At 40.9% G+C, this 23,353-nt stretch carries 22 protein-coding genes; 15 read left to right on the forward strand and 7 right to left on the reverse strand.

All coding sequences use genetic code 11. The features are described 5' to 3' along the window. Positions 1-34 precede the first annotated feature (34 nt). Positions 35-964 (forward strand): EamA family transporter, encoded by a 930-nt coding sequence (locus tag QVD32_RS01690; protein WP_021892182.1) that lies wholly within the window; start codon positions 35-37, stop codon positions 962-964. Here the strand turns inward: QVD32_RS01690 and QVD32_RS01695 are convergent. Both QVD32_RS01695 and QVD32_RS01700 read right to left on the reverse strand, forming a co-directional pair. Next, positions 957-1,889, reverse strand: a complete 933-nt coding sequence (locus QVD32_RS01695; protein ID WP_021892181.1) for a DMT family transporter — start codon at positions 1,887-1,889, stop codon at positions 957-959. The genes QVD32_RS01690 and QVD32_RS01695 overlap by 8 nt on opposite strands. Continuing rightward, positions 1,886-3,094 carry an MFS transporter gene (locus tag QVD32_RS01700; protein WP_021892180.1) on the reverse strand — a complete coding sequence of 403 codons (1,209 nt, stop codon included), beginning with the start codon at positions 3,092-3,094 and terminating at the stop codon, positions 1,886-1,888. The genes QVD32_RS01695 and QVD32_RS01700 overlap by 4 nt, the downstream gene beginning before the upstream one ends. 204 nt (positions 3,095-3,298) lie before the next feature. On the opposite strand from QVD32_RS01700, the gene gad reads away from it, so the two are divergent. The 3 genes from gad (at position 3,299) to QVD32_RS01715 (ending at position 7,146) form a co-directional block, all read left to right on the forward strand. After that, a complete protein-coding gene (gene gad, locus QVD32_RS01705) occupies positions 3,299-4,741 on the forward strand; it encodes a glutamate decarboxylase (protein ID WP_008860810.1) in 1,443 nt (480 codons plus the stop codon). A 4-nt stretch (positions 4,742-4,745) separates the two neighbouring features. Further along, positions 4,746-5,708: a glutaminase A gene (glsA, locus tag QVD32_RS01710; protein ID WP_021892178.1), complete on the forward strand. Its 963-nt coding sequence runs from the start codon at positions 4,746-4,748 to the stop codon at positions 5,706-5,708. Between the two features lie 118 nt (positions 5,709-5,826). Continuing rightward, positions 5,827-7,146 (forward strand): alpha-L-fucosidase, encoded by a 1,320-nt coding sequence (locus tag QVD32_RS01715; RefSeq protein WP_021892177.1) that lies wholly within the window; start codon positions 5,827-5,829, stop codon positions 7,144-7,146. A 46-nt stretch (positions 7,147-7,192) separates the two neighbouring features. Here QVD32_RS01715 and QVD32_RS01720 read toward each other — a convergent pair whose 3' ends face one another. After that, complete coding sequence (locus QVD32_RS01720) at positions 7,193-7,903, reverse strand: potassium channel family protein (RefSeq protein WP_051008882.1); 711 nt, start codon at positions 7,901-7,903, stop codon at positions 7,193-7,195. Positions 7,904-8,008: 105 nt separating this feature from the next. Between QVD32_RS01720 and gadC the strand changes: the two genes are divergently transcribed. Further along, the gene (gene gadC / locus QVD32_RS01725; RefSeq protein ID WP_008860814.1) at positions 8,009-9,523 is read left to right on the forward strand and encodes a glutamine/gamma-aminobutyrate antiporter GadC; all 1,515 of its coding nucleotides are present in this window, start codon (positions 8,009-8,011) and stop codon (positions 9,521-9,523) included. Between the two features lie 74 nt (positions 9,524-9,597). On the opposite strand, the gene QVD32_RS01730 is transcribed toward gadC, so the two are convergent. Then, positions 9,598-10,953: an MFS transporter gene (locus QVD32_RS01730; protein ID WP_021892176.1), complete on the reverse strand. Its 1,356-nt coding sequence runs from the start codon at positions 10,951-10,953 to the stop codon at positions 9,598-9,600. Positions 10,954-11,189: 236 nt separating this feature from the next. On the opposite strand from QVD32_RS01730, the gene QVD32_RS01735 reads away from it, so the two are divergent. The 5 genes from QVD32_RS01735 to QVD32_RS01755 all read left to right on the forward strand — a co-directional run bounded on the left by QVD32_RS01735 (position 11,190) and on the right by QVD32_RS01755 (position 15,029). After that, the gene (locus tag QVD32_RS01735; RefSeq protein WP_021892175.1) at positions 11,190-12,068 is read left to right on the forward strand and encodes a pirin family protein; all 879 of its coding nucleotides are present in this window, start codon (positions 11,190-11,192) and stop codon (positions 12,066-12,068) included. Positions 12,069-12,079: 11 nt separating this feature from the next. Continuing rightward, a complete protein-coding gene (locus QVD32_RS01740; RefSeq protein ID WP_008860817.1) occupies positions 12,080-12,268 on the forward strand; it encodes a hypothetical protein in 189 nt (62 codons plus the stop codon). A gap of 97 nt (positions 12,269-12,365) precedes the next feature. Next, complete coding sequence (locus QVD32_RS01745; protein WP_195241988.1) at positions 12,366-13,550, forward strand: hypothetical protein; 1,185 nt, start codon at positions 12,366-12,368, stop codon at positions 13,548-13,550. 384 nt (positions 13,551-13,934) lie between these two features. Next, on the forward strand, positions 13,935-14,396 hold the full coding sequence (locus QVD32_RS01750) for a hypothetical protein (RefSeq protein WP_147401619.1): 462 nt from the start codon (positions 13,935-13,937) through the stop codon (positions 14,394-14,396). 36 nt (positions 14,397-14,432) lie between these two features. After that, positions 14,433-15,029: a hypothetical protein gene (locus tag QVD32_RS01755; RefSeq protein WP_008860820.1), complete on the forward strand. Its 597-nt coding sequence runs from the start codon at positions 14,433-14,435 to the stop codon at positions 15,027-15,029. An 87-nt stretch (positions 15,030-15,116) separates the two neighbouring features. Here the strand turns inward: QVD32_RS01755 and proS are convergent, their stop codons facing one another. The 3 genes from proS to QVD32_RS01770 all read right to left on the reverse strand — a co-directional run bounded on the left by proS (position 15,117) and on the right by QVD32_RS01770 (position 17,739). Continuing rightward, the gene (gene proS, locus QVD32_RS01760; protein ID WP_021892173.1) at positions 15,117-16,598 is read right to left on the reverse strand and encodes a proline--tRNA ligase; all 1,482 of its coding nucleotides are present in this window, start codon (positions 16,596-16,598) and stop codon (positions 15,117-15,119) included. 117 nt (positions 16,599-16,715) lie between these two features. Next, a complete protein-coding gene (locus QVD32_RS01765; RefSeq protein ID WP_008860822.1) occupies positions 16,716-17,411 on the reverse strand; it encodes an OmpA family protein in 696 nt (231 codons plus the stop codon). Positions 17,412-17,421: 10 nt separating this feature from the next. Beyond that, the gene (locus QVD32_RS01770) at positions 17,422-17,739 is read right to left on the reverse strand and encodes a hypothetical protein (protein ID WP_021892172.1); all 318 of its coding nucleotides are present in this window, start codon (positions 17,737-17,739) and stop codon (positions 17,422-17,424) included. A gap of 166 nt (positions 17,740-17,905) precedes the next feature. On the opposite strand from QVD32_RS01770, the gene QVD32_RS01775 reads away from it, so the two are divergent. Genes QVD32_RS01775 through QVD32_RS01795 form a run of 5 tightly spaced genes read left to right on the forward strand, consistent with a single transcriptional unit; the run spans position 17,906 to position 23,304 of the window. Further along, the gene (locus tag QVD32_RS01775; protein WP_195241987.1) at positions 17,906-18,754 is read left to right on the forward strand and encodes an ABC transporter ATP-binding protein; all 849 of its coding nucleotides are present in this window, start codon (positions 17,906-17,908) and stop codon (positions 18,752-18,754) included. Between the two features lie 7 nt (positions 18,755-18,761). Further along, a complete protein-coding gene (locus tag QVD32_RS01780) occupies positions 18,762-19,622 on the forward strand; it encodes a hypothetical protein (RefSeq protein WP_021892170.1) in 861 nt (286 codons plus the stop codon). A gap of 2 nt (positions 19,623-19,624) precedes the next feature. After that, on the forward strand, positions 19,625-20,017 hold the full coding sequence (locus QVD32_RS01785) for a GntR family transcriptional regulator (RefSeq protein ID WP_008860826.1): 393 nt from the start codon (positions 19,625-19,627) through the stop codon (positions 20,015-20,017). After that, positions 20,014-20,754, forward strand: coding sequence for a hypothetical protein (locus QVD32_RS01790; protein ID WP_021892169.1), 741 nt, complete (start codon positions 20,014-20,016; stop codon positions 20,752-20,754). The genes QVD32_RS01785 and QVD32_RS01790 overlap by 4 nt, the downstream gene beginning before the upstream one ends. 45 nt (positions 20,755-20,799) lie before the next feature. Then, positions 20,800-23,304 (forward strand): TonB-dependent receptor, encoded by a 2,505-nt coding sequence (locus tag QVD32_RS01795; RefSeq protein ID WP_118687555.1) that lies wholly within the window; start codon positions 20,800-20,802, stop codon positions 23,302-23,304. The last annotated feature ends 49 nt before the right edge of the window (positions 23,305-23,353 follow it).

The raw sequence follows: 23,353 nt of genomic DNA on the forward strand, positions 1-23,353 counted from the left end.
TACCTTTGCACACTCAAATTCGAAACCAAGAATCATGAACTCCCCCAAAGGACTCTTCTACGCTATCATTTCTTCATCGACATTCGGGCTTGTACCCCTATTTGCCATACCTGCTTTACAAGCCGGTATCCCCCTCAACTCAGTAGTATTTTATCGATTCCTATTTTCCTCAATCTTGCTCGGCATTATACTCTGTATACGAAAAACGAACTTCAAAATCTCAGGGAAACAAGCCCTCATCATTTTCGGGTTGGCGTTTTTATATGCGGCCACTTCCCTTCTTCTGACAAAATCATATCTGTACATTCCTAGCGGATTGGCTACTACCCTACACTTCCTTTATCCTGTACTCGTAACCTTACTGATGGTTACTTTTTTCAAAGACAAAGTTTCCGTCTCCATCATCATTGCAACAATAATGGCTATCGGCGGTGTCTACTTATTAAGCGGAAGCGAAGGCGGTACACTTAATTCCACAGGATTGGCATTAGCTCTCACAACCGTATTGACCTATGCCTCTTATATCGTCGGAATAAACAAATCGAGCGTAAGCGATATGGACGGTTTAAAACTCACGTTCTACGTTTTACTATCGGGTGCATTCATTTTCTTGTTGAACTTAATCGTAAATCGGGAAATGCTTACTCCCATACCCTCTTGGGAAATCGGCGTTGATCTTATTCTTCTGGCCTTAGTGCCTACACTTATATCTGATCTAACCCTTATTCTTGCCGTCCAGCATGTCGGTTCGACGACAACGGCAGTATTGGGTTGCATGGAACCTTTAACAGCAGTCATTATGGGTGTATTATTTCTGGGTGAAAGTTGTAACTTCATACAAAGTATCGGTATTTGTATCATACTCATCGCTGTAACCACTGTTATCATAGCTCGTAATCCCCACGAAATAAAAAAGGGTTTGCAACTTATCCCCAAACTACTGCATAAATCAAGAGTCAAGTGATAGATGGCGAATGGGGCCGTTTTCTCTCACGACCGTTATTTTCAGCTATCTCTACCCAATAAACACCCACACAAATAAGAAGCATAGCACCCAACTGTTCCCAAGAGAATCTATCCTGTCCTACCAGAAATGAAACAATCGAAGCGACGACCAAAATTAAATACCCATATATAGCCACGACTGTCGTACTCAGATATTTGAGACCTGTCGGTATTAGTAAATAACTGATAACAGTTGGAAATATCAACACAAACAGCAATAAGGCAATAGGCCAAAAATGTAGCGAAAGTGTAGTTAAAGACGCTTCATATCCAACAAAAGCCATAACGATAAGACTCGATACAGCCGCTCCTGAAAACGTATAACGCATAAGTGTATAAGGGCCCGTTCGTCTCAAAAACCGATTACTCAATATCAGATATACGGCATAAATCACAGAACTCACCAAACAAAAAAGATTACCAGAAAAAGCATCCGAAGCCAAATCATCGCTCTTTTGTGTTGAAATACAGAGTAGAGCCCCACCTAATCCTACTAAAATACCGACAATTTTCATCACTGTCGCTTTCTCATTAAAAAAGAAAACCGACAAAATAAAAACCCAAATGGGCTGCATAGAAGTAAAAATAGCTGCCGATACCGGAGTCGTCTTACTAAGTCCCATTAAATAGGAAAACATATAACCATAAATGCCGACGGCCCCCAACAAAAACAGATAAATTTTATCTTTTACCGAAGCCGTCTCCGGTTTTGCCCAATACCCTATGATCCAAAAAGCCACGGCTGCAAAAACACAACGAAAAGTCACACCGGTTAGCGGGGCGATCCACAAAGGCAACAAATATCGTAACGCATTTACGTTTAATCCACTAAACGTTTTTGAAACGACCATAGCCAAATTGGCTTCCTGAATTTTATTTGTCATAACTTTTCCAGAGATTTATCACTATCACAACTATCATTAAACAAAAACGTATGGCGACGATAATATGCCCCTAAAACGACAAGCAGTGTTATAACTAAATTAAATATAAATGCAAACTGCTGAGTATGAATATGAAATAGAGATTGTAATGTATCGATAATCGTAGGACAAAGTAAGATAGCCAAATAATTCATAGACATGACAAATGCGAGGGCCAAAGTCACTTTATCGGGTGTAGCTACTCTCGTTGTCTGATCATAAATAACAGGTTGCATCACCCCATACCCAAACCCGATAAATATGGCTCCAAGTCCCAATATCCATTCATTGCCCGACAACAATATCAGAACCATACCTCCTGCCATACACAATAGACTCACACATTTTGTAAACGATCCAAAAATCGATAACACTCGATTCAATATGAAACCGGGAGCCATAATAGCTAAATAAAACAAAGAAATAATAATTCCCGAGGCTCCCGTGTCGAAATGATATTCCTTCATCAAAAATGGTAAATTGAAGCTAACGATAACAGCTAAATAAGTTACCAGGCCATAAAACAACATGAGAGAAACCAACCTCTTCACTTCTATTTTACCCGATACAGTCACCTTTACTGGGGCTACCGATATAGTATCTCGTTTCAAATAAAAAGACAAAAAGAACGATACCACAGGGAAAAAATAAACAATAAAAGGCAAGTGCCAATTAATCTCTGCCAAATATCCAGTCAATACAGTCGCCGTCACTAACGTTATATTTGTAATCGCAGAACTCAAACCAAACTGTCGAGTACGATATCGACCTATAAAATGGCGAGAAATCAAACCCGTTGACAACGGAACTATCATACCCGAGCCAATACCCAACAACGCACTCACCGCTATTAACTGCCACATTCGGGAAGAAAGCATATATAGCAAACCACTTAATGCAAAAATAATTAATCCAACTTGTAACAAGACGATGTTATTAATACGTTCGGTCAACTTCCCGGATAACAAGATGAAAGGTATAGTCAATAACGAAGGTAGTGAAGATAACAGTTGTATGTCGAACTCCGAAGAATGCGGAAATATTGTAGACATCTGTCCCAAAATAGGGGAAACAGCTAGACCCGGTAGTGCATTTAAAGCTGAAATAGACCATATTCCCAAAAGCGTAATCAAAGGTATAGTCCCTTGTCCAGTTTCTATTTTCATAATCACATCTTTTTTATGCTTGCATTTTCAAAAACAATAATCACCTTCGAATGTTTACCGGTACTATTCTAATATTTTAATAAGTGCCAAATTGTGTATGAATAGACAAATCGGTCAAACTTTCACCTTACAAGGCTGTTGTTTCATCGAAGAGCCGTACAAAATAATCCGGCTTTATAGTTCTAACTCATAAAATTTTATACAATGAAAGATTTGAATTTCAGAGAAGGAGATGCCAAGACAAGTATCTTCGGGTCCAACGAAATGTTGAAACCATCACCGGTAGATCGTATTCCCGATGCACCTACAACACCAGAGATTGCATACCAAATGGTTAAAGATGAAACATTCGCTCAAACACAACCTCGATTAAATTTAGCTACGTTCGTAACCACCTACATGGACGACTACGCAACCAAATTGATGAATGAAGCGATCAACATCAACTATATCGATGAAACAGAATATCCGCGTATCGCCGTCATGAATGCCAAATGTATAAATATCATGGCTAACCTTTGGAACTCTCCCGAAGAGGAAAAATGGAAAAGCGGAGCTTTGGCCATAGGTTCTTCCGAAGCCTGTATGCTCGGCGGTGTCGCAGCATGGCTACGTTGGCGTAAAAAACGTCAGGCAGAAGGGAAGCCTACCGATAAACCCAATTTTGTTATCTCTTCGGGATTTCAAGTCGTTTGGGAAAAGTTTGCACAACTTTGGCAAATCGAGATGCGAGAAGTTCCCCTGACTCTCGAAAAAACGACTCTCGACCCGGTAGAAGCTTTAAAGATGTGCGATGAGAATACAATTTGCATCGTTCCTATCGAGGGCGTAACTTGGACCGGATTGAACGATGACGTCGAAGCTCTCGACAAAGCCCTCGACGAATTCAACAAAAAAACAGGATATGACATTCCTATCCACGTAGATGCAGCTTCCGGTGGATTTATATTACCTTTCCTCGATCCACACAAAAAATGGGATTTCAGATTAAAATGGGTTCTATCAATCAGTACATCGGGGCACAAATTCGGATTGGTATACCCCGGTCTGGGCTGGGTCGTTTGGAAAGACAAAAAATACCTCCCCGACGAAATGTCATTCAGTGTAAACTATTTAGGAGCGAATATCACACAAGTAGGGCTCAATTTCTCACGCCCGGCAGCTCAAATATTGGGACAATATTACCAATTTATTCGATTGGGATTTCAAGGATACAAAGCCGTCCAATACAATAGTATGCAAATAACCCAATACCTCCACGACGAAATCGGTAAAATGGCTCCATTTGTCAATTACAGCGATCATGTTGAAAACCCATTGTTCATCTGGTATATGAAGCCCGATTACGCAAAAACGGCAAAATGGACTCTATATGACTTGCAAGACAAATTGAAACAAGGCGGCTGGATGGTTCCGGCATATACTCTACCCGAAAATATTCAAAACTATGTAGTCATGCGTATCGTCGTACGTCAAGGGTTCAGCAGGGATATGGCCGACATGTTGCTGAACGATATTCGCGATGCCGTCGCATCTCTCGAAAAATTGGAATACCCGACCAATACTCGTATCGCACAAGACAAAAATATTGAAGTGAAAGGTTCGGTATTTACCCATACGGGGAACCGCCATAAAACAAAAAAATAGGAATATGAAAAAAACTATTTCGGTTTCCCAAATCAAACAAGCGGTCAACGAAGCGTACGATCTCTATAAAAATAACCAAGACGGTAAGAATGCCGACTATATTCCCTATCTTGCCAACATCGACAAAAACTTGTTCGGTATCAGCGTATGTCTACTGGACGGACAAATTATCGAAGTCGGAGATACCCAATATAAATTCGGTATAGAATCGGTTTCTAAGGTGCACACCGCCATATTGGTATTACGCCAATATGGCGCAGAAAAGCTCCTTTCCATGATTGGAGCCGATGCGACAGGATTACCGTTCAATTCGATAATCGCTATTTTGTTGGAAAACGATCACCCCTCGACCCCATTGGTTAATGCCGGAGCTATCACCGCATGCAGTATGGTTCAACCAGTTGGTAATCCAAAAGAAAAATGGGCTGCGATAGTGAAAAATATCACTGAACTTTCGGGAAGTGCTCCTGAATTGATAGATGAATTGTATCGCTCCGAATCGGCTACAAATTTCAACAACCGCTCAATTACATGGTTATTGAAAAACTACAACCGTATTTATGACGATCCCGATCTGTCGCTCGACCTTTATACTCGTCAATGCTCTTTGGGAATCACGGCAGAACAGCTTTCTGTATGCGGTGCGACCATAGCCAATAAAGGAGTCAACCCAAAAACCGGAGCAAGAGTATTCGATGCCTCGCTGTCTCCTCAAATTACATCGCTGATAGCGACAGTAGGATTTTACGAACACACCGGAGACTGGCTCTTCACTTCGGGAATTCCTGCAAAAACCGGAGTAGGCGGAGGTGTCATGGGAGTTCTTCCCGGAATCATGGGTATTGCAGCCTTTGCACCCCCTATCGATGCAGCAGGCAACTCGGTTAAGGCTCAACTGGCAATCAAACATATTATGAATAAACTCGACCTGTCGGTATTCAGTGGCGATCAGGTTAATGTCCAGTAAAAACATCTCTCATAGCAAAAAGAAACCCAGATAGAGTAAACTATTTGGGTTTCTTTTTGCTATCTTTGTTCAATATTTTTTCCATATTATCCATATCTTTACTGAAAATTCACATAACATGAAAAACAAAATGATCCAAAAAATAGGTTTAGCCATTACTACATCTCTTTTATCTTGGAATATTTCATTCGCACAGACAATCGACAGTTATATACCATCGCAAAAGAATATCGAAGCTCGAAAAGAATTTCAAGACAACAAATTCGGAATCTTCATACACTGGGGCATTTACAGCATGTTGGCACAAGGAGAATGGTACATGACCAATCACAACATCGACTGGCGAGAATATGAAAAATTGGCATCAGGATTTTATCCGTCTCGGTTCAACGCAGCCGAGTGGGTATCGGCAATCAAGGCCTCAGGGGCAAAATACATTTGTATTACCAGCCGACACCATGATGGATTTTCTATGTTTCACACCCAACAGTCCGACTTTAATATCGTAGATGCGACACCTTTTAAACGCGATATTTTAAAAGAATTGGCCGATGAATGCCACAAACAAGACATTAAGCTCCATTTGTATTATTCTCATATAGACTGGCGTAGAGAAGATTACCCGGCCGGAGGCAATACCGGAAAAGGAACCGGTCGTCCCAATGGACACGGAGATTGGCCCAGTTATTATCGGTTCATGAATAACCAGCTTACAGAACTACTAACCAATTATGGGCCGATCGGAGCTATATGGTTCGACGGAGTATGGGACCGTCCCTCCAATTTCGATTGGCAACTAAAAGAGCAATATGATTTGATACACAAGCTACAACCGGCATGCCTCATTGGGAATAATCACCACCGAGACGTATATGCAGGAGAAGATATACAAATCTTCGAAAGAGACGTCCCCGGTGAAAACACAGCAGGCTATTCTACTCAGGCAATAAGCGCCCTCCCATTAGAGACCTGTCAAACTATGAATGGTATGTGGGGGTATAAAATCACTGACCAAAATTACAAATCTACTAAGGCTCTGATTCATTATCTCGTTCGCACAGCCGGACGAAATGCTAACTTGTTATTAAATATAGGTCCGCAGCCCAATGGAGAGCTCCCGGCTTTGGCAATAGACCGTTTAAATGGTATGGGTAAGTGGCTATCGGAATACGGCGAAACCATTTACGACACCAGAGGTGGCGATATTCCCCCACATAGCTGGGGAGTATCCACTCGAAAAGGGAATCGCCTCTTTATCCATATTTTGGACTTGAAAGAAAATGGACTCTATATACCACTGAAAGCCCCAATAAAAAAGGCAATGAAATTTTCAAATCAAGCTCCCATCGAATTCAAACAAGATAAAGACGGTACATTATTGAAATATCCCCAAATACCGAACGAAATCGACTACATCGTAGAGCTTGTACTAAAATAGCACAAAATCAACGAAAAGGACGATGCTAAAACCTATACCTACCGGCCTACGGTTTTTGTGTCTCCTTATCTTGTGCATTGAATTTTTGCAATAGGCTCGTCACATAGACCGTAAAAATAGGGAACATCATCATACCCAATGCAGCCAAAACGACCGAAAGAATCTTTCCGGTAGCGGTAACGGCATAGATGTTCGAACCTACTGTCGTCACGTCCATAAAAGCCCACCACAAAGCATCGGTATACCGAGTAACCATTGGATTAACCGCATGTTCTAAAACAAAAAATATAAGACTCGAAAAGTAAACTGTCGCCATAAGCATGGTAACATACGAAATAAACAAGCTCGATATTTTATTATAGGATAACCACCCTACCACGATAGCCAAAGCATATCCGCTTCTCACTAACGGAATAAACCGAAGAAAATAATAAGTCTCGGAAGAAAAATTTAAATTCAAATAGGAAAATATATTCAAATAAGGTATCGATACGAGAAAAAAGATAAATCGGTTTCTAAGATATTTCCATTTATGATCGGATAAAACAAATTCCAACAAAAAATCGAACATAAAGAAACTGCATATCCATAATTGTATTTCCATATAATTCCCTTGATTCAAGAAAGATATGTTACGAAATGTATCTATCGATATGGTTATAATCAGAAAAACCGATAACAATAAAATCAATATGTGCAATATGCCATAAATTCTCGACTCATAATTTCTCCACCCCCCGATTATATTTTTTCCCATTTTTCTTTCCTCATAAATTATGCGACGATAAAACAACAAGCGACCGACGTTTGTTTATCTACACGAATGTAGATGCTCCTATTAGTAAACTTAATATCAACAAATATGGCAAACATCGGAAAATCAGTAAAATTAGGCGTATTTACGCTTGCAATTATGAATGTAACGGCTGTCGTATCCCTCCGGGGACTACCTGCCGAAGCTGAATATGGAGTCAGTTCAGCGTTCTATTATCTATTCGCAGCCTTAGTATTCCTCATTCCTACGGCGCTAGTCGCAGCCGAACTGGCTGCCATGTTTCAAGACAAGCAAGGCGGAGTCTTTCGTTGGGTAGGAGAAGCATTCGGTAAAAAAGCCGGATTCCTTGCCATTTGGTTACAATGGATAGAAAGTACTATTTGGTATCCTACCGTACTAACCTTCGGAGCTGTCGCCATAGCATTTATAGGCATGGATCATACAGGGGACATGTTATTGGCTTCCAACCGTTTCTACACATTAGCGGTCGTACTATTCATTTATTGGCTAGCGACATTCATCTCATTGAAAGGTTTAGGCTGGGTAGGAAAAGTCGCCAAAATAGGCGGTTTGGTCGGTACAATCATTCCCGCCGGACTTTTAGTCATTTTGGCAATTGTATATCTACTAATGGGAGGTAAATCCCAAATGGATTTTTCAGGCAACTTCCTCCCCGATTTCACCAATTTCGACAATCTCGTTTTAGCCGCCAGTATCTTCTTATTCTATGCCGGAATGGAGATGGGCGGTATACACGTAAAAGATATAAATAATCCGTCTAAAAATTATCCCAAAGCCGTTTTCATAGGCTCCGCCATTACAGTCCTAATCTTTGTTTTAGGTACATTCGCCCTCGGGATCATTATTCCTCAAAAAGATATCAACCTAACACAAAGTCTTTTAGTCGGATTCGACAACTATTTCAACTTTATTAAAGCGTCTTGGTTATCCCCCATAATAGCCATAGCTCTTGCATTCGGTGTTTTAGCCGGAGTACTGACTTGGGTAGCCGGTCCGTCAAAAGGAATCTTCGCAGTAGGCCGTGCCGGATACCTTCCTCCTTTTTTCCAAAAAACCAATAAAATAGGAGTACAGAAAAATATTCTTTATTTACAAGGAGGTGCAGTTACATTATTAAGTCTATTATTCGTTATTATGCCTTCGGTACAAAGTTTTTACCAAATCATGTCTCAGTTAACGGTAGTTCTTTATCTGATTATGTATATGTTAATGTTCTCTGCCGCAATTTATCTACGATACAATATGAAAAAAACCAATCGCCCATTCCGAATAGGAAACAAAGGAAACGGATTAATGTGGTTCATAGGAGGATTGGGATTCTGCGGTTCGCTTCTTGCCTTCGTTCTAAGTTTTATTCCTCCTAGTCAAATATCGGTCGGCAGTAATGCCGTATGGTTTTCTGTTCTCATTATAGGAGCCCTGATAGTCGTTATCGCGCCATTTATTATTTATTCATCTCGCAAACCCAGTTGGACAAACAGCGACAGCCAATTCGAACCATTCCATTGGGAAGAAACCACACCGAACACACCAACTTCAAGCCCGGCAAATGAATCGAATGAAACCTCTCCCGGTAAATAATCTCATACAAATACAAACAAAAAAGCTGACACGATTTTACGTGTCTGCTTTTTTTTGTCGATAGTAAAATATAATTACTCCGCCGGCTTAACATTCCATACGAACAAAGCTAAAACGAATGATAAAATCGAAGCCCCTATCCAGAAAATAGAAACCGGTAAAAAATCATACGTCACAACACCGTCGGATACAACCTTAAAATTCTCTATTAGTGTACCCGATATCACATCTTGTAAACCGGCTGCAATATAACTCGCCATACCAACGACACCCAATGCCGCACCGGTCGCATTACGAGGAACAATATCGACAGCCATCAACCCTCCCAAGAAACAAATCAGCACCCCGATAGCAATACCAAAAAGAATCATACTTATCACATTGAGTACAAGGCTATCTCCTCCCAACAGGAATAAGGTCAATGCAATCGTATTGAGCACACCGAAAATAAAAGCCGGCATATTTCTTTTCCCCTTGAAAAATTTATCGGAAAACCAGCCAGAAAGCACAGTTCCGAATATTCCTAACAGAGCATTTATACCAATCACCGTAGTTGCCAATTCCAACGAATACCCTTTTTCCATCTCCAAGAAACGTACTCCCCAACTGTTCACCGCATATCGGCTAACATACATAAACGCACTGGCCAATGCCAAAATCCAGACGTACGGATTCTTCAATACTCCTTTCTGAGCCTTATTGGTCGATTCTTTCGGCGGATTTCCTACATGAGGAAGCCCTCTACTTTCCGGACTATCATGTAAAAAGAAAATAATAATAACGACTCCTATTGCACCTGCTATAAAAGAACCGACAAAACCGGCTTGCCACCCGAGCCAACCTACGACAGACCCAACGAATATAAAAGATAAAAACTCTCCTAAATTATGACTAGCACTGAAAAATCCATAATAAGTTCCTCGCTCTTTCGGCGGAAACCAGCGAGATAATGCAATAATGGCAGGACCAGCCCCCATCGATTGAGACCAACCGTTTATCGCCCACATAATAAAAAAGCAGACAAAAAACGCCATAGACGATAGCCCGGCTAACCCACTCGTCATACCTAATAACCCTACAATAAGGTTAGCGACCGACGAGACAATTAGTCCGGTTGCCATAAATCGCTTAATATTAGAGTGGTCAGCCATAAAACTATTGACAAATTTTCCAATAGCATACGCAAAAAGGAGAGCCGAACCGACAATACCCAATTGCTGATCATTCAACATTCCGCTTTCAACGATAGGTGTCTTTACCACATTTAGTCCCGTACGGCAAACATAATAAAGGCTATACCCCAATGTCCCGGCAAAAAAACTTTGTAGTCTCAATTTCTTTGTCAGCTTCACAGCCTCTTCATCAGTTAATGACACGGGCCTTTCTGCCGGAGGTAAAGCCCGATAAAAGTCAATAATTTTTTTTAGCATCTTTCTTTATTTTTGAATTAGATTTAATCGCGTGTTTCGTTCTATATTGTTTTTGTTTCGTTTCGTATGCAAATGTAATGAAAAAATGAACTATAAAAATATTTTTTACCTATTAATATACTCACATTCCCGAAAGGTAGAGAAACAGTAATGTAAACATATAATTTCCCCTTTATACTTTTCACCCACAAAGAACTTTCATCACTACATATTTGTTATTATTCAAAACAGTAATCATGAAATTAAAACGTATAGAAGCAATATTTACCCCACCGGCATCTCACATGGTCGGCGACGGATTCAAAGTACACCAATTCATTCCTAGTGTAAAGGGGCTGGACATGAAGCGTATGGACCCATTCCTGATGCTCGACTACAATGCCAAACAGCATGTCGAAGCAAGTTCGAAACCCAAAGGTGTAGGAGTTCACCCTCATAGGGGATTCGAAACCGTAACCTTAGCCTACAAAGGCCGGATCGCCCACCACGATAGCGCCGGAAATGCAGGAATTATCGGTGAAGGTGATGTTCAATGGATGACAGCGGCTTCGGGAGTCCTCCATAAGGAATATTACGAAGAAGAATGGGCTCGGGAAGGAGGTGATTTTCAAATGGTACAACTATGGGTAAACCTGCCACGGAAGTACAAAGAAGAGAAACCTCGTTATCAAGCCTTAGCGTCCAATGATTTCGAACGAGTCTATCTATCGGGGAATAATAGCTATATAGAAATAATCGCCGGAGAATATGCAGGAAAAAAAGGAAAGGCAATGACATTCTCTCCGATTCATTTAATGAATGCCCGACTCACACAAGGTGATAAAGCCGAATTTTCCTTCCCCAAAGATTATACAACCTTTTTATTAGTCATCGAAGGGAACATCTATATAAATGAATCTATCGATGTAAAAGCAGACCATTTATTGCTATTTGCATACGAAGGAGAAGCATTCTCAATCACTGCATCGAAAAATAGCGTTGTATTAATAGTTTCAGGAGAGCCCTTAAAAGAATCTATCGCAGCATACGGGCCATTCGTAATGAACACACAAAAAGAATTGATTCAAGCCTTCGAAGATTTCAACAAGGGTAAATATGGTATATTGAACGACTAAAAATATCAACTATGGCAAAAGTAAAGAAAAAGAGTACAAAGAAAAAAAACGACGAGTCGTCTATTTACTCCGGTGTAGCTATCAATATAGCCGACGATTGCAAAACGAGTAAAAAAATGGTCAAAGATTGGACTAAAATCATGAACAACAATGCCAACTCGTCTCCTTTGTACAATGATCCGCAAGAGAAAAACAAATAGAAAGATAAATTTTTCTCTTTCCCGATAATTTTACAGTTATTTTCATACCTTTGAGGAAACAGACAGATTTTATCTATAATCCTCAAATCGTATGAGTATGAATACACGTCTGCTCCTCATAACCTTTTTATGCGTATTCTCTATTGGACAATGCATTGCCCAAACATGGTACACAGGTAAAGACAACTTTCGTCAGGCAATTTTCCAAGACAGTATTCTATCCGATTACAATTATCAAGCCGAAAAAGATATCGTCAACGTAACCGAAACCGATATACACCCGGGAGAAGGGTTTCGTCCTTCTTTATCGTTGGACATTGCCAATCGAAATAATCGGGAAAACAAAAAATATCCGGTATATCGGCAAAGCCAAACAGGGACAATCACAAAAGCCGGATATGTAGAAAAAACTGTATGGGGAGTGGTATGGGGATATGGCGACTCTTCAAATTTCCACGCATTGCTTCTCCGAGCCGGCAACCCGGATCCATACGGCTACCATATTCCCGAATTACAATACAGCATCATCACTGTTGCCGAGGGAGATACAATCTTCCATGCGCCGTGGAATACATTGTCTTCCCCATATATCAATCCCGAAACAGATTACAACCGCATACACGTTGTTCCCGTTAACGGAGGATACGAAATATTCATCGGAAAAGAGCGGGAATGCCGCATAGGAATCTGCCACGACGACAGACTCTTCGGAAGTTCGGCAGGAGTCTATATAGGAAGCGGAGCGAAAATAAAAATGAAAAACTGGTCCCTTTCTCCGGTTGAATATATAGAGCGAAAAGTCTTTCTGACAGCCGACAAATTATATGAATATTTGAATATAAGCACAAACGAAATTGAAGGTTTTTACGAACCTCTACAATCCGTTTCTGCCTCGGACAATATTCGATTAGGCGGGAATTATCAACTCGCTGCAATTTCTACCCAACAGCATATTCTGCTCCTTTACGTCAATGGAGCACAAAGATTCCAAGATCAATGGGAAACCGGTATGATCAAAGCAATTTTAAAACCTACCGGGCTTGTGAACATCTTCAATGTCACTTGGTTTGATGCTGAACATAAACCATTGAAAGATGGCGTAAAAGCGGTCATATTGTCCAATCATATCATTTCTATCTATTTCGATAAAGAAGGTGTGACACTAAAATGGGCACAAACCGGCAATAAGAAAGAATTCGACACTCCTTTTCATTATTCCATGTATCGAGATATACTCTACAATACTACACTCATACCGTCTTTCTTTATCTCTTCATTGTAAATATTATCCGAAAAAAGAAGCCAAAGGTGCAACAGTATCAAAAAACGAATATTGTTGAAATGAATAAAAAAACTTGCATATCATTCACTTTTTTTATAAAAACAGGTATACTCCAAAGTGCTCTATTCTTTATATAATATTTAAAAATCAACACATTACAAATAATCCGCATCTTTTTCCCATTTAAATTTTATTAATTTGCAGGTCGATATCGCCGTATCATCATTTTCATGACAACAAGTAGTGTTGCTACCGGGCGATAAAAATTACTCGACGAAAACGCTTCGCCATATTTAAAGTTCAGAACAGGCGGACAACTCTGCGTTTTCTTCTTTTATTATGCCCGATCGGAGTTGGCGGGCAACGAACATTAAATTCAGCCTTATGAAAAAAACATCTTACTTGATGGTAGGAACCATCCTACTCGCAAATGTCCTCAATGTTTCCGCACAAGGAACAACCAGAAAAATAATCACAGAGAAAAAAACTTCTCAGGGACGTATGGTCGATCCCCAATCCGAGGTTATCACTGCACCCCAAATCGCCGAATTAGAAGTAAGCCAAACAAAATGCGACACTACATTCCGATTCGACCATGACGGTACTGTCGACCTTCAAAATGCCAGAGCATTAGCACTGTCGGCCTTTCAAAAACATCATGACGCAGACATCATTGTCGGTGCTTTGATGAACACCCGTATGACTGCCCAATATATCGAAGTAAACATCGAAGGATTCCCTGCTCGTTATAGCAAAATACGTCCTGCTACACGGGAAGACTTGTGGATGCTCGACTTTATCAACTACGGAAACAAAAGTAAAAATACTGACGCCATAAAAAAATAACGATTCTTTCACCCTCACAGAATAATACATTGCATCATGAAAAAATTACTCTTCCTTTCATTCTGTCTGATATGGCTCCCTCTGTTTTCTTCGGCTCAAATCATTCAAGGAGAATCGACTACTACTCAAACATTATTCGTTCCTGAAAAGAAAATTCCCGAAAAAGGATATCCCCGCTATCAAGGAGACATCTACTTAGGTTACGCAGGTGACGATATCTGCCTCTCTTTAACGACAACTCACGGCATACGTATTAACAAATACCTGTTTGCCGGAGCGGGAATCGGTATAGAATACGGCGACCTGTGGTTTTATCACGACAGATATAAAGATTGGCTATGTGAGACCTCCAATATACCTTTATTCATCAACTTAAAAGGATACTATCCAGTAGCTAAAAAGATAGAACCATACGTCAGTTTATCCCTCGGTTATGCATACAATATAGACGAATACTCCGGATTCTATTGCGATGCCAGTATAGGAATACGACTATGGAAATTTTGCGTGGGTATAGGATTCATACACCATGAATGCACAGGATTAACCGGTGAAGACTATTATAACAATACTTTTGAAGATGAACTATGGACAAGAAATAAGTTCCAAGTTAAAATAGGATTCCAGTGGTAGAACTCAACGAAAGTTAAAAAGTAGACGACTGTTTGAGTAAATTCAAACAGTCGTCTACTTTTCTATACATTTACCAAATAAAGACCCTTAATATGAACGGGCGAACAAAACCCGACGAGCCGAAGGTTTTCCGGTAACCATGCAAACACCCGGAGTCGTATCGCCATCGAACGGGATACAGCGAATCGTCGCTTTCGTCTCTTCCTTAATACGTTCCTCCGTTTCGGTGGTTCCGTCCCAGTGAGCGAGAATAAAGCCACCTTCCTCGATTTTCTCTTTAAACTCATCATAGCTGTCGACTGTAATCGTATGTTCCTGACGATATTTAAGAGCCTTTTGGAAAATATTAGCTTGTATCTCGTCGAGCAATGTTTTTACCACCTGCTCTATATTCTCGACAGACATGGTCTCCTTCTCCAACGTATCGCGGCGCATCACCTCGACAGTTCCGTTTTCGAGATCACGGCCACCCATAACCAAACGTACAGGTACTCCCTTTAACTCATAATCGGCAAACTTGAATCCCGGACGCTTGTTATCGGCATTGTCATATTTTACGGATATTCCCATAACTCGCAGCTTATCGGCAATTTCGTTTGCCTTCGCATCGATAGCTTGCAACTGCTCTGCATTCTTATAGATAGGAATAATAACCACCTGTATAGGAGCCAACTTCGGTGGCAATACCAACCCGTTATCATCGGAATGGGTCATGATAAGTGCACCCATCAAACGAGTAGAAACGCCCCAAGAGGTAGCCCATACGTATTCGAGTTCATTATTCTTATTGATAAACTGAACGTCGAAGGCCTTAGCAAAGTTCTGTCCCAAGAAATGAGAAGTTCCCGACTGCAACGCTTTTCCATCTTGCATCATCGCCTCGATCGTATAAGTATCGAGAGCACCTGCAAATCGCTCGTTGGCCGACTTGACACCTTTCACTACCGGTACAGCCATAAAATTCTCGGCAAAATCGGCATAAACATCAAGCATTCGACGAGCTTCGGTTTCGGCTTCTTCACGAGTAGCATGTGCCGTGTGTCCCTCTTGCCACAAAAATTCGGCAGTGCGCAAAAACAGGCGGGTGCGCATTTCCCAACGGAACACGTTTGCCCACTGATTACACAAAATAGGTAAATCGCGATAGGATTGTATCCAGTTCTTATAAGTATTCCAAATAATTGTTTCAGAAGTAGGACGGATAATCAATTCCTCTTCCAATTTAGCAGACGGGTCTACGACCACGCCCGAACCGTCGGCTGCATTTTTTAACCGGTAGTGTGTAACCACGGCGCATTCTTTGGCAAATCCTTCGACATGCTCGGCTTCCCGGCTCAAAAACGACTTGGGTATCAACAACGGGAAATAAGCATTTACATGTCCTGTCGCCTTAAACATATCGTCGAGCTGACGTTGCATTTTTTCCCAAATCGCATATCCATAGGGCTTTATTACCATGCACCCCCGTACTGCCGATTGCTCCGCTAAATCGGCTTTCACAACCAAGTCGTTGTACCACTGAGAATAATTATCGGCACGCTTGGTCAAATCTTTCAACTCTTTTGCCATTATTTTATGCTGTTAATTTATTACACAAGAATTTTTATATCCTCTATTCTACATTTTCGTGCAAAAATAGAGAAAAAGCCGATAAGTTAAAAACAAATTCCTGTGAAACAACGAGAGCTATCGTTTATCCAATTCTCCCCGACGAGCCATGTCTACCATTTTCTCTCCCGGAATCAAATATATATCGAGGCGACGATTCCGTGCCCGTCCTTCCAAAGTTTCATTCGAAGCGATCGGATCGAACGCACCGGCTTCATAAATAACGACAAAATCCGTATTTCCTCCATTTCGCGTAAACCAATCTCGAACAGCATGAGCACGGGCTCGGGTCAAATCAAGACTATAAGCCTCCGAACCTGTATCGTCACTATGCATCACCAACATGACATGATAGAAATCGGGTACTCGCAAAGCGGCCAAAAAAGGTCGCAAATAAATGTCGGCCCTATCGCTCAACACAGTATCGTTCGGTAAAAAAAGATTCGAAGCCGATAAGGTCGCTTTAAGAACTTCATAATTACGAATTAACTTCAAATCGGACAACCGAGCTTTTTGCAAACGTTTCATTTCCCTAGATTGGGCAGTCCGTATCTTACGAGCCTGTTTGCCTAAATCTGGAATAGAAAGATTTTCATCGAGAGTCAACTGCGTAATATCTATATGTCCCGTTTTATCGGAAGCTCGCTCCTTTTCCCCACCCGAAAACCAAGAAGATATTTTATTCGCAGCTTTCTGAAAAATATTCTGTGAAGAAACACCTACCGGGGAAAAACATATAACGACCGCCAATAATATAAATACGATTTTTCTCATAGAACCCTAATCAAAAAACGCCCAAAGACTCTTCATAATCCAATTCTCCCCGAACCAGAAACGGCATATCCTCGTCTTCTATTTTCACCCCGTCTTTACGTGCGCTTTTACAAGCAAAAGCAATAATGTCCTCTTCATCAAGTTCTACTTCTTCTCCGGCCTGCTCGTCGAACAACCCCTTTTGATCGTAGTAATCATACACAACATCGGTAACATAGATAATATCGTCATGGGTATATTTTTCCTTCAACTCTTGCGGCAATACATTTAATATATATCGAACAGCATCGTCTTCGTCGTATGCAAACAAATCTTCTTCCTGACTCATAGCTTCATTTTTTTATTGGGTAAAAGTACAAATCCAAAATGTCTTTTGCAAATCGATGAAAAAAAAATAAGTTTTTTTGTTGCTATAAAAAAAATATTATCTACATTTGCAGTGTACTATTAAACTAATACACACAAACAGCATAACACTACAAATTGTAAACGCCATGTTACAAATTGAAAATCTTGAATTTAGTTATCACAAAAAAGGGAACCCTATCTTCAATGGGATAAACCTGACTATACAGCCCGGCTCGGTTTACGGGCTCTTAGGGAAGAACGGGATCGGGAAATCGACCCTTCTTTACATGATGTGCGGATTGATGTTTCCTCACAAAGGTTCTATCCGGTTCGACGGGATTGAAGTAAAACGCCGATTACCCGAAACCTTAGAGAAAATTTTCCTTGTGCCCGAAGAATTCGATCTCCCTTCCATATCAATCGACGATTATGTCCGTCGGAACAGTGTGTTTTATCCCAACTTCAACATCGATCAATTCAATCAATATCTTTCCGATTTTGAGTTAGAAAACACAAAAAATCTAGCCAAAACTTCTATGGGACAAAAGAAAAAATATTTGGTCAGTTTCGCTCTTGCGACAAACACACCTTTATTACTCATGGACGAACCGACCAACGGTATGGACATTCCTTCAAAAAGCCAATTCCGTAAAGTCATTGCATCGGGTATGAACGAGCAAAAAAGCATAGTCATATCTACCCATCAAGTACGCGACTTAGAAAACATGATCGATCACATCACCATACTCGACAACGGACTTCTACTACTCGATGCCGATACCCACACGATAAGCTCTCGACTTCGGTTCATTAAAGGAGGCAACGAAAGTGAGATTGCCGGTGCATTCTATAAAGTATCGACTATCGCGGGATATAGTGCTATATTGCCCAATGAAACCGATGAAGAGTCGCTAATCGATATTGAAATGCTCTTCAACTGTACAATAGGTGACCCCGAAGTAATTCATAATATATTCAATTCCTCCGCAAAATAATACGAACATGAAAGAAACCGATATCATCGATCCCGTACGAATCGGGAAATTCAGTTTAGGCTATTTCAGATGGTCTGTGACGGCCCATATATTCCAACCCAAACGTTTTTGGAAATATTGCACCAAACAAGTATATGAATGGAAAAGAGGACTCTCCCTGCAATTTATATCCTTGACCGGCATTTATACATTATTGATGTTTATTTTCCATACGGACGGCCAGCCGTTCATTACATCAAGCGGTGCACAAATGCTTATTTGGTTCGGATTTTTCATCTACATCGCCAAAAGCAGTTCAAGTCTCGCCGACCAAATAGGGATACGTTCTAAACGAGTAGTCTATCTTACCGTTCCGGTATCGACAGCCGAAAAATATATCGCACATCTATTGTCGACCATTGTCCTATATCCTTTACTATTTTTCGCAGCCATTGTCGTAGCCCAATATGCATCGGAGCTAATATCTTCTACCATAAGAGGCGAAATGTTCAATCCGGGAACACCTTTGCAGGATTGCTTCTCGATGTGGAAAAACAGTGGGTTTACCACGATATTCTTTGTTACCTCCGTACTTAGCACAATCGCGACATTCACACTCGGCGCCACATTGTGGCAGAAGAACAGCTTCTTGAAAACGGTATCGGCTCTTTTTCTTTTTTCTATTGTATTTTCATTTTCTTGCTCCTTATTTCTGACAAATGAAGAAATCGGCTCAGCCGTTTCCTACCTTTTTATAGGAAAATTTTTCGATAACAGCTCAAATTTCTTTTGGCTTATAAATACCGTCCAAATCGCCGAGACAATTATTTTAGGATACATCGGATATTTGAGAATGAAAGAATTGGAAATAAATGAAACCAAACGATAGCCATGCAATTCAAAGAGAACCAAACCATCTACTTACAAATAGCCGAACGAATCAGCGACGAGATTCTGTTAGGGCACTATGCCATCGGGAGCCGCATACCTTCGGTACGCGAATATGCCGCACTCGTGGAAGTGAATGCCAACACGGTCATGCGCTCTTATGAATTCTTGCAGACCCAGAGCATCATCTTCAACAAACGAGGCATAGGGTTCTTCGTTTCGCCCGATGCCAAAATAAAAATAAAGAGCTACCGCCGTAACGAGTTCCTTAAAAACGAATTACAACGTTTCTTCATACAGATATATACACTCAACATTTCTATGGAAGAAATCGATCTCATGTATAAACAATTCATCGATAAATTAAATTCCAAAACATCAAACGCACAATTATGAAACGCTCTACTATTATACTGATTATTTTCCTCGTCTTGCTAATAATCACTCCTATCGTAATCGTAAAAACGGTCAACAACCTATCTCCCGAATCAAAGCTTAAAGGCATACAGACCCTATGGAATAAATCAGATCCGAATACCCCTACCCGATATATCATTACCGAAGAATATTTCGGGAGCGACAGTATCGGCACTACAATCAATATTACGACCGATGCCGATTCTAAATCGACCCTTATCGACAATCACAGATACGACGAAGATACGATTCGTATATCGGGAAACGCCCATAGTAGTTACAATATCATTTATGAGGAAGAAGTAAATCTAATTATCGAAAACAAAAATCCGAACATAAAATTCAAGATCGCAAATGCCAATCTCAGTAAGATCAGTCTCAATTCCTCGGGCGAAACAGATATCGTCTCATCAAACTTAGGGACCTTAATATTCCAAGACAGCATAAATACCGCTCCTATCCGCCTCCTTCAAAATAACATCGGTGGACTGATTGCATTGAGCTGCACAAACCGTCCGATGGAAATAACCGAGAACAACATAGGCACAGCCATTTTTCCAGAAAAATACAGAGATTTCTCTCTCGTCAACAATAATATCGGTGTTAACACATGGTCCAATGAATATAATATAACCATAGGTTCCGAAACGAATAACGACAGTGCAGAAACTCATGGAACGTTCAAAATGAAAATCAATGTCAAAACCGACGAATAATACAAATCATTTCACTAAACCACAATACATTTTATCAGGTAAAAAATGAAAAGAGTTTTCAAATTAGGTATATTATTGGGATTTATATTCTCATTATGTACTGCGGCACAAGCAGCCACTACCGCTTGTAAAATAAACGGGGTTGTTACCGATTCGATTAGCGGAGAAGCTATTCCGTTTGTCACCATAGGGATAGAGAACAACGAAGGAAAAGTATTGAGCCGAATTGCTTCGGACGCACTAGGGAAGTTTATGATCACAGCTTCGACGGGTCAAAATTACCGTCTGGTCGTCTCATCGGTTGGCTACGGAACAAAATACGTCGATATATCACTTTCGGAAAATGAAAAAAATAAAGATTTAGGAACCATAAAACTTACAGAAAGTTCAGAGTTATCCGAGGTAACAGTCGTCGCTCAAAAACCTTTAATAAAAAGCGACATCGATAAAATCACTTACGATATGGAAGCCGATCCAGACGCCGCCAGCAACAATGCACTGGATATGCTGAGGAAGGTTCCCATGATTACAGTCGATGCCGAAGAAAATATACGGTTGAACGGACAAAGCAACTATAAAGTATTGGTCAATGGGAAAAGTTCGGCAGTAATGTCGGGAGACAATGTCAAAGAAGTTCTCAAAAGTATGCCGGCCAATACGATTAAAAATATCGAAGTTATCACGAATCCCTCTTCCAAATACGAGGCCGAAGGTGTAGGCGGTATCATCAACATCATCACAGTTTCCCGCCGGGAAACCAACGGTATCGTAGGTAGTGTAGGTGCAAATGCCGACACCTATGGAGGCTTCGGGGGAAACGTCTATCTCTCTTCCCAAATCGGGAAATTCGCTTTCTCCGGCAGATACTCCGGAAGCCGTTATACCAACGGCGACGGAGGTCACTCGAAAGCTTTTATGGAGACGTTTGCCAACGATGAATTTTACCGCTCCGAAGTATATGGTTCTTCCAAATATCGGGGAGCCGGACATAACATGTCCATCGAAGCCAGTTATGAAATAGACACGCTTAACCTCATCAGTTTCTCGGCATGGGGCTGGTTGGGAAACAACAAATCGACAAATGACTTGAATCAAACTTATTTCAATCGCTCCAATGCTCCCAGCAGTCAATATCGTTCGTTAGGAAGTTCCAGCAGCGACTACGGTTCTGTATCGGGGACTCTCGACTACCAACGCTCTTTCGCAAAAAAAGACCGCACGCTAACAGCCTCGTATCAATTCGAGTACAATCCCAACAACTCGGACTACACGACCGAAAATCAGGGAATTCTTCATTCAGAAAACTACATCGAAAAAAGTAAAAACAAAGCTCACGGAACCGAACAAACCATACAGATAGACTATTTCGACCCCTTGACCGATATGCATCAAATCGAGGGCGGGGTAAAATACATCATGCGCTGTAACGTAAGCGATGGAGATAGAGACAAAAGCATTTGGGACGAAACAACCGAGGATTGGAAACAAACACCGCTCCCGGTCAACGATCTCGACTATACACAACATATCTTAGGCGTCTATGCCGGATATGTACTAAAAGTTAAGAAATGGAGCGGGAAAGTAGGAGCCCGATTAGAATCGACTTGGAACGATGGCCGCACTACAAATTACGACATCACGGAAACACCCCAAAAAACAAAGTTCGATAACAATTTTTTCAACATTGTACCTTACGTCACCCTATCGTGGCAACCCCGAGATATGCAAACATTCAAATTATCCTATACTCAAAGGCTTAGTAGGCCCGGAATTTGGCAGCTAAATCCGTTCAAAGACAGTTCGACCCCCATGCAACTGGTATATGGTAACCCTAATTTGGAATCGGAAATATCACATACATTCTCCTTAGGATACACATTGTTTACGGCAAAAGGACTAAACTTAGCCACCGAACTGAATGGACGCATACAAAACAATGGGATAGAGCAGACTATCTTCATGGACGAAGACGGTGTGGCCAACGTAACTTACGACAATATCGGAAAAGCCAGAGAATGTAACTTGAACGTATTTTTTTCGGGAAATATCATTCCTACCCTCAGCCTCTACACCAACCTCTCCGGGGGATATGGAGATTATAGCTCCAAATCGGCAGGATATTCAAACAAAGGTTGGAATTACAACGGATACCTCGGCGCACGTTGGAACGCATGGAAAGACGGTGCAATAAGTGCCAACGTCGGCTACTACTCCGGATTTCGCATGCTGGTAGGAACATCTGCACCAATGGCATTTTGCGGGTTCAGTGTCAGCCAATCATTTTTTGAAAAGAAACTTCAACTGAACCTTTCGGTAAGCGATCCCTTTTCAAAAGAACGCAAATTTACCATGCACATTAAAAACGATGCATATCGTATCGATAACTACAACTACGATCCTTGTCAATACGTACGCTTAGGAGTCACCTATCGTTTCGGGCAAATGAAAGAATCAGTTAAGAAAGCTCGACGCAGTATCACCAACGACGATGTAAAAAGCGAAAGCAGTGGTGGGGCCGGCGGTATGGGAGGCGGGGCCAATATTCAATAGACTCTTTTGACTTCCTGATTTAAATAAACGAAAAAAGCCCCGGGCTCGT

The organism is Barnesiella sp., assembly GCF_022723415.1.
GTDB lineage: Bacteria > Bacteroidota > Bacteroidia > Bacteroidales > Barnesiellaceae > Barnesiella > Barnesiella intestinihominis.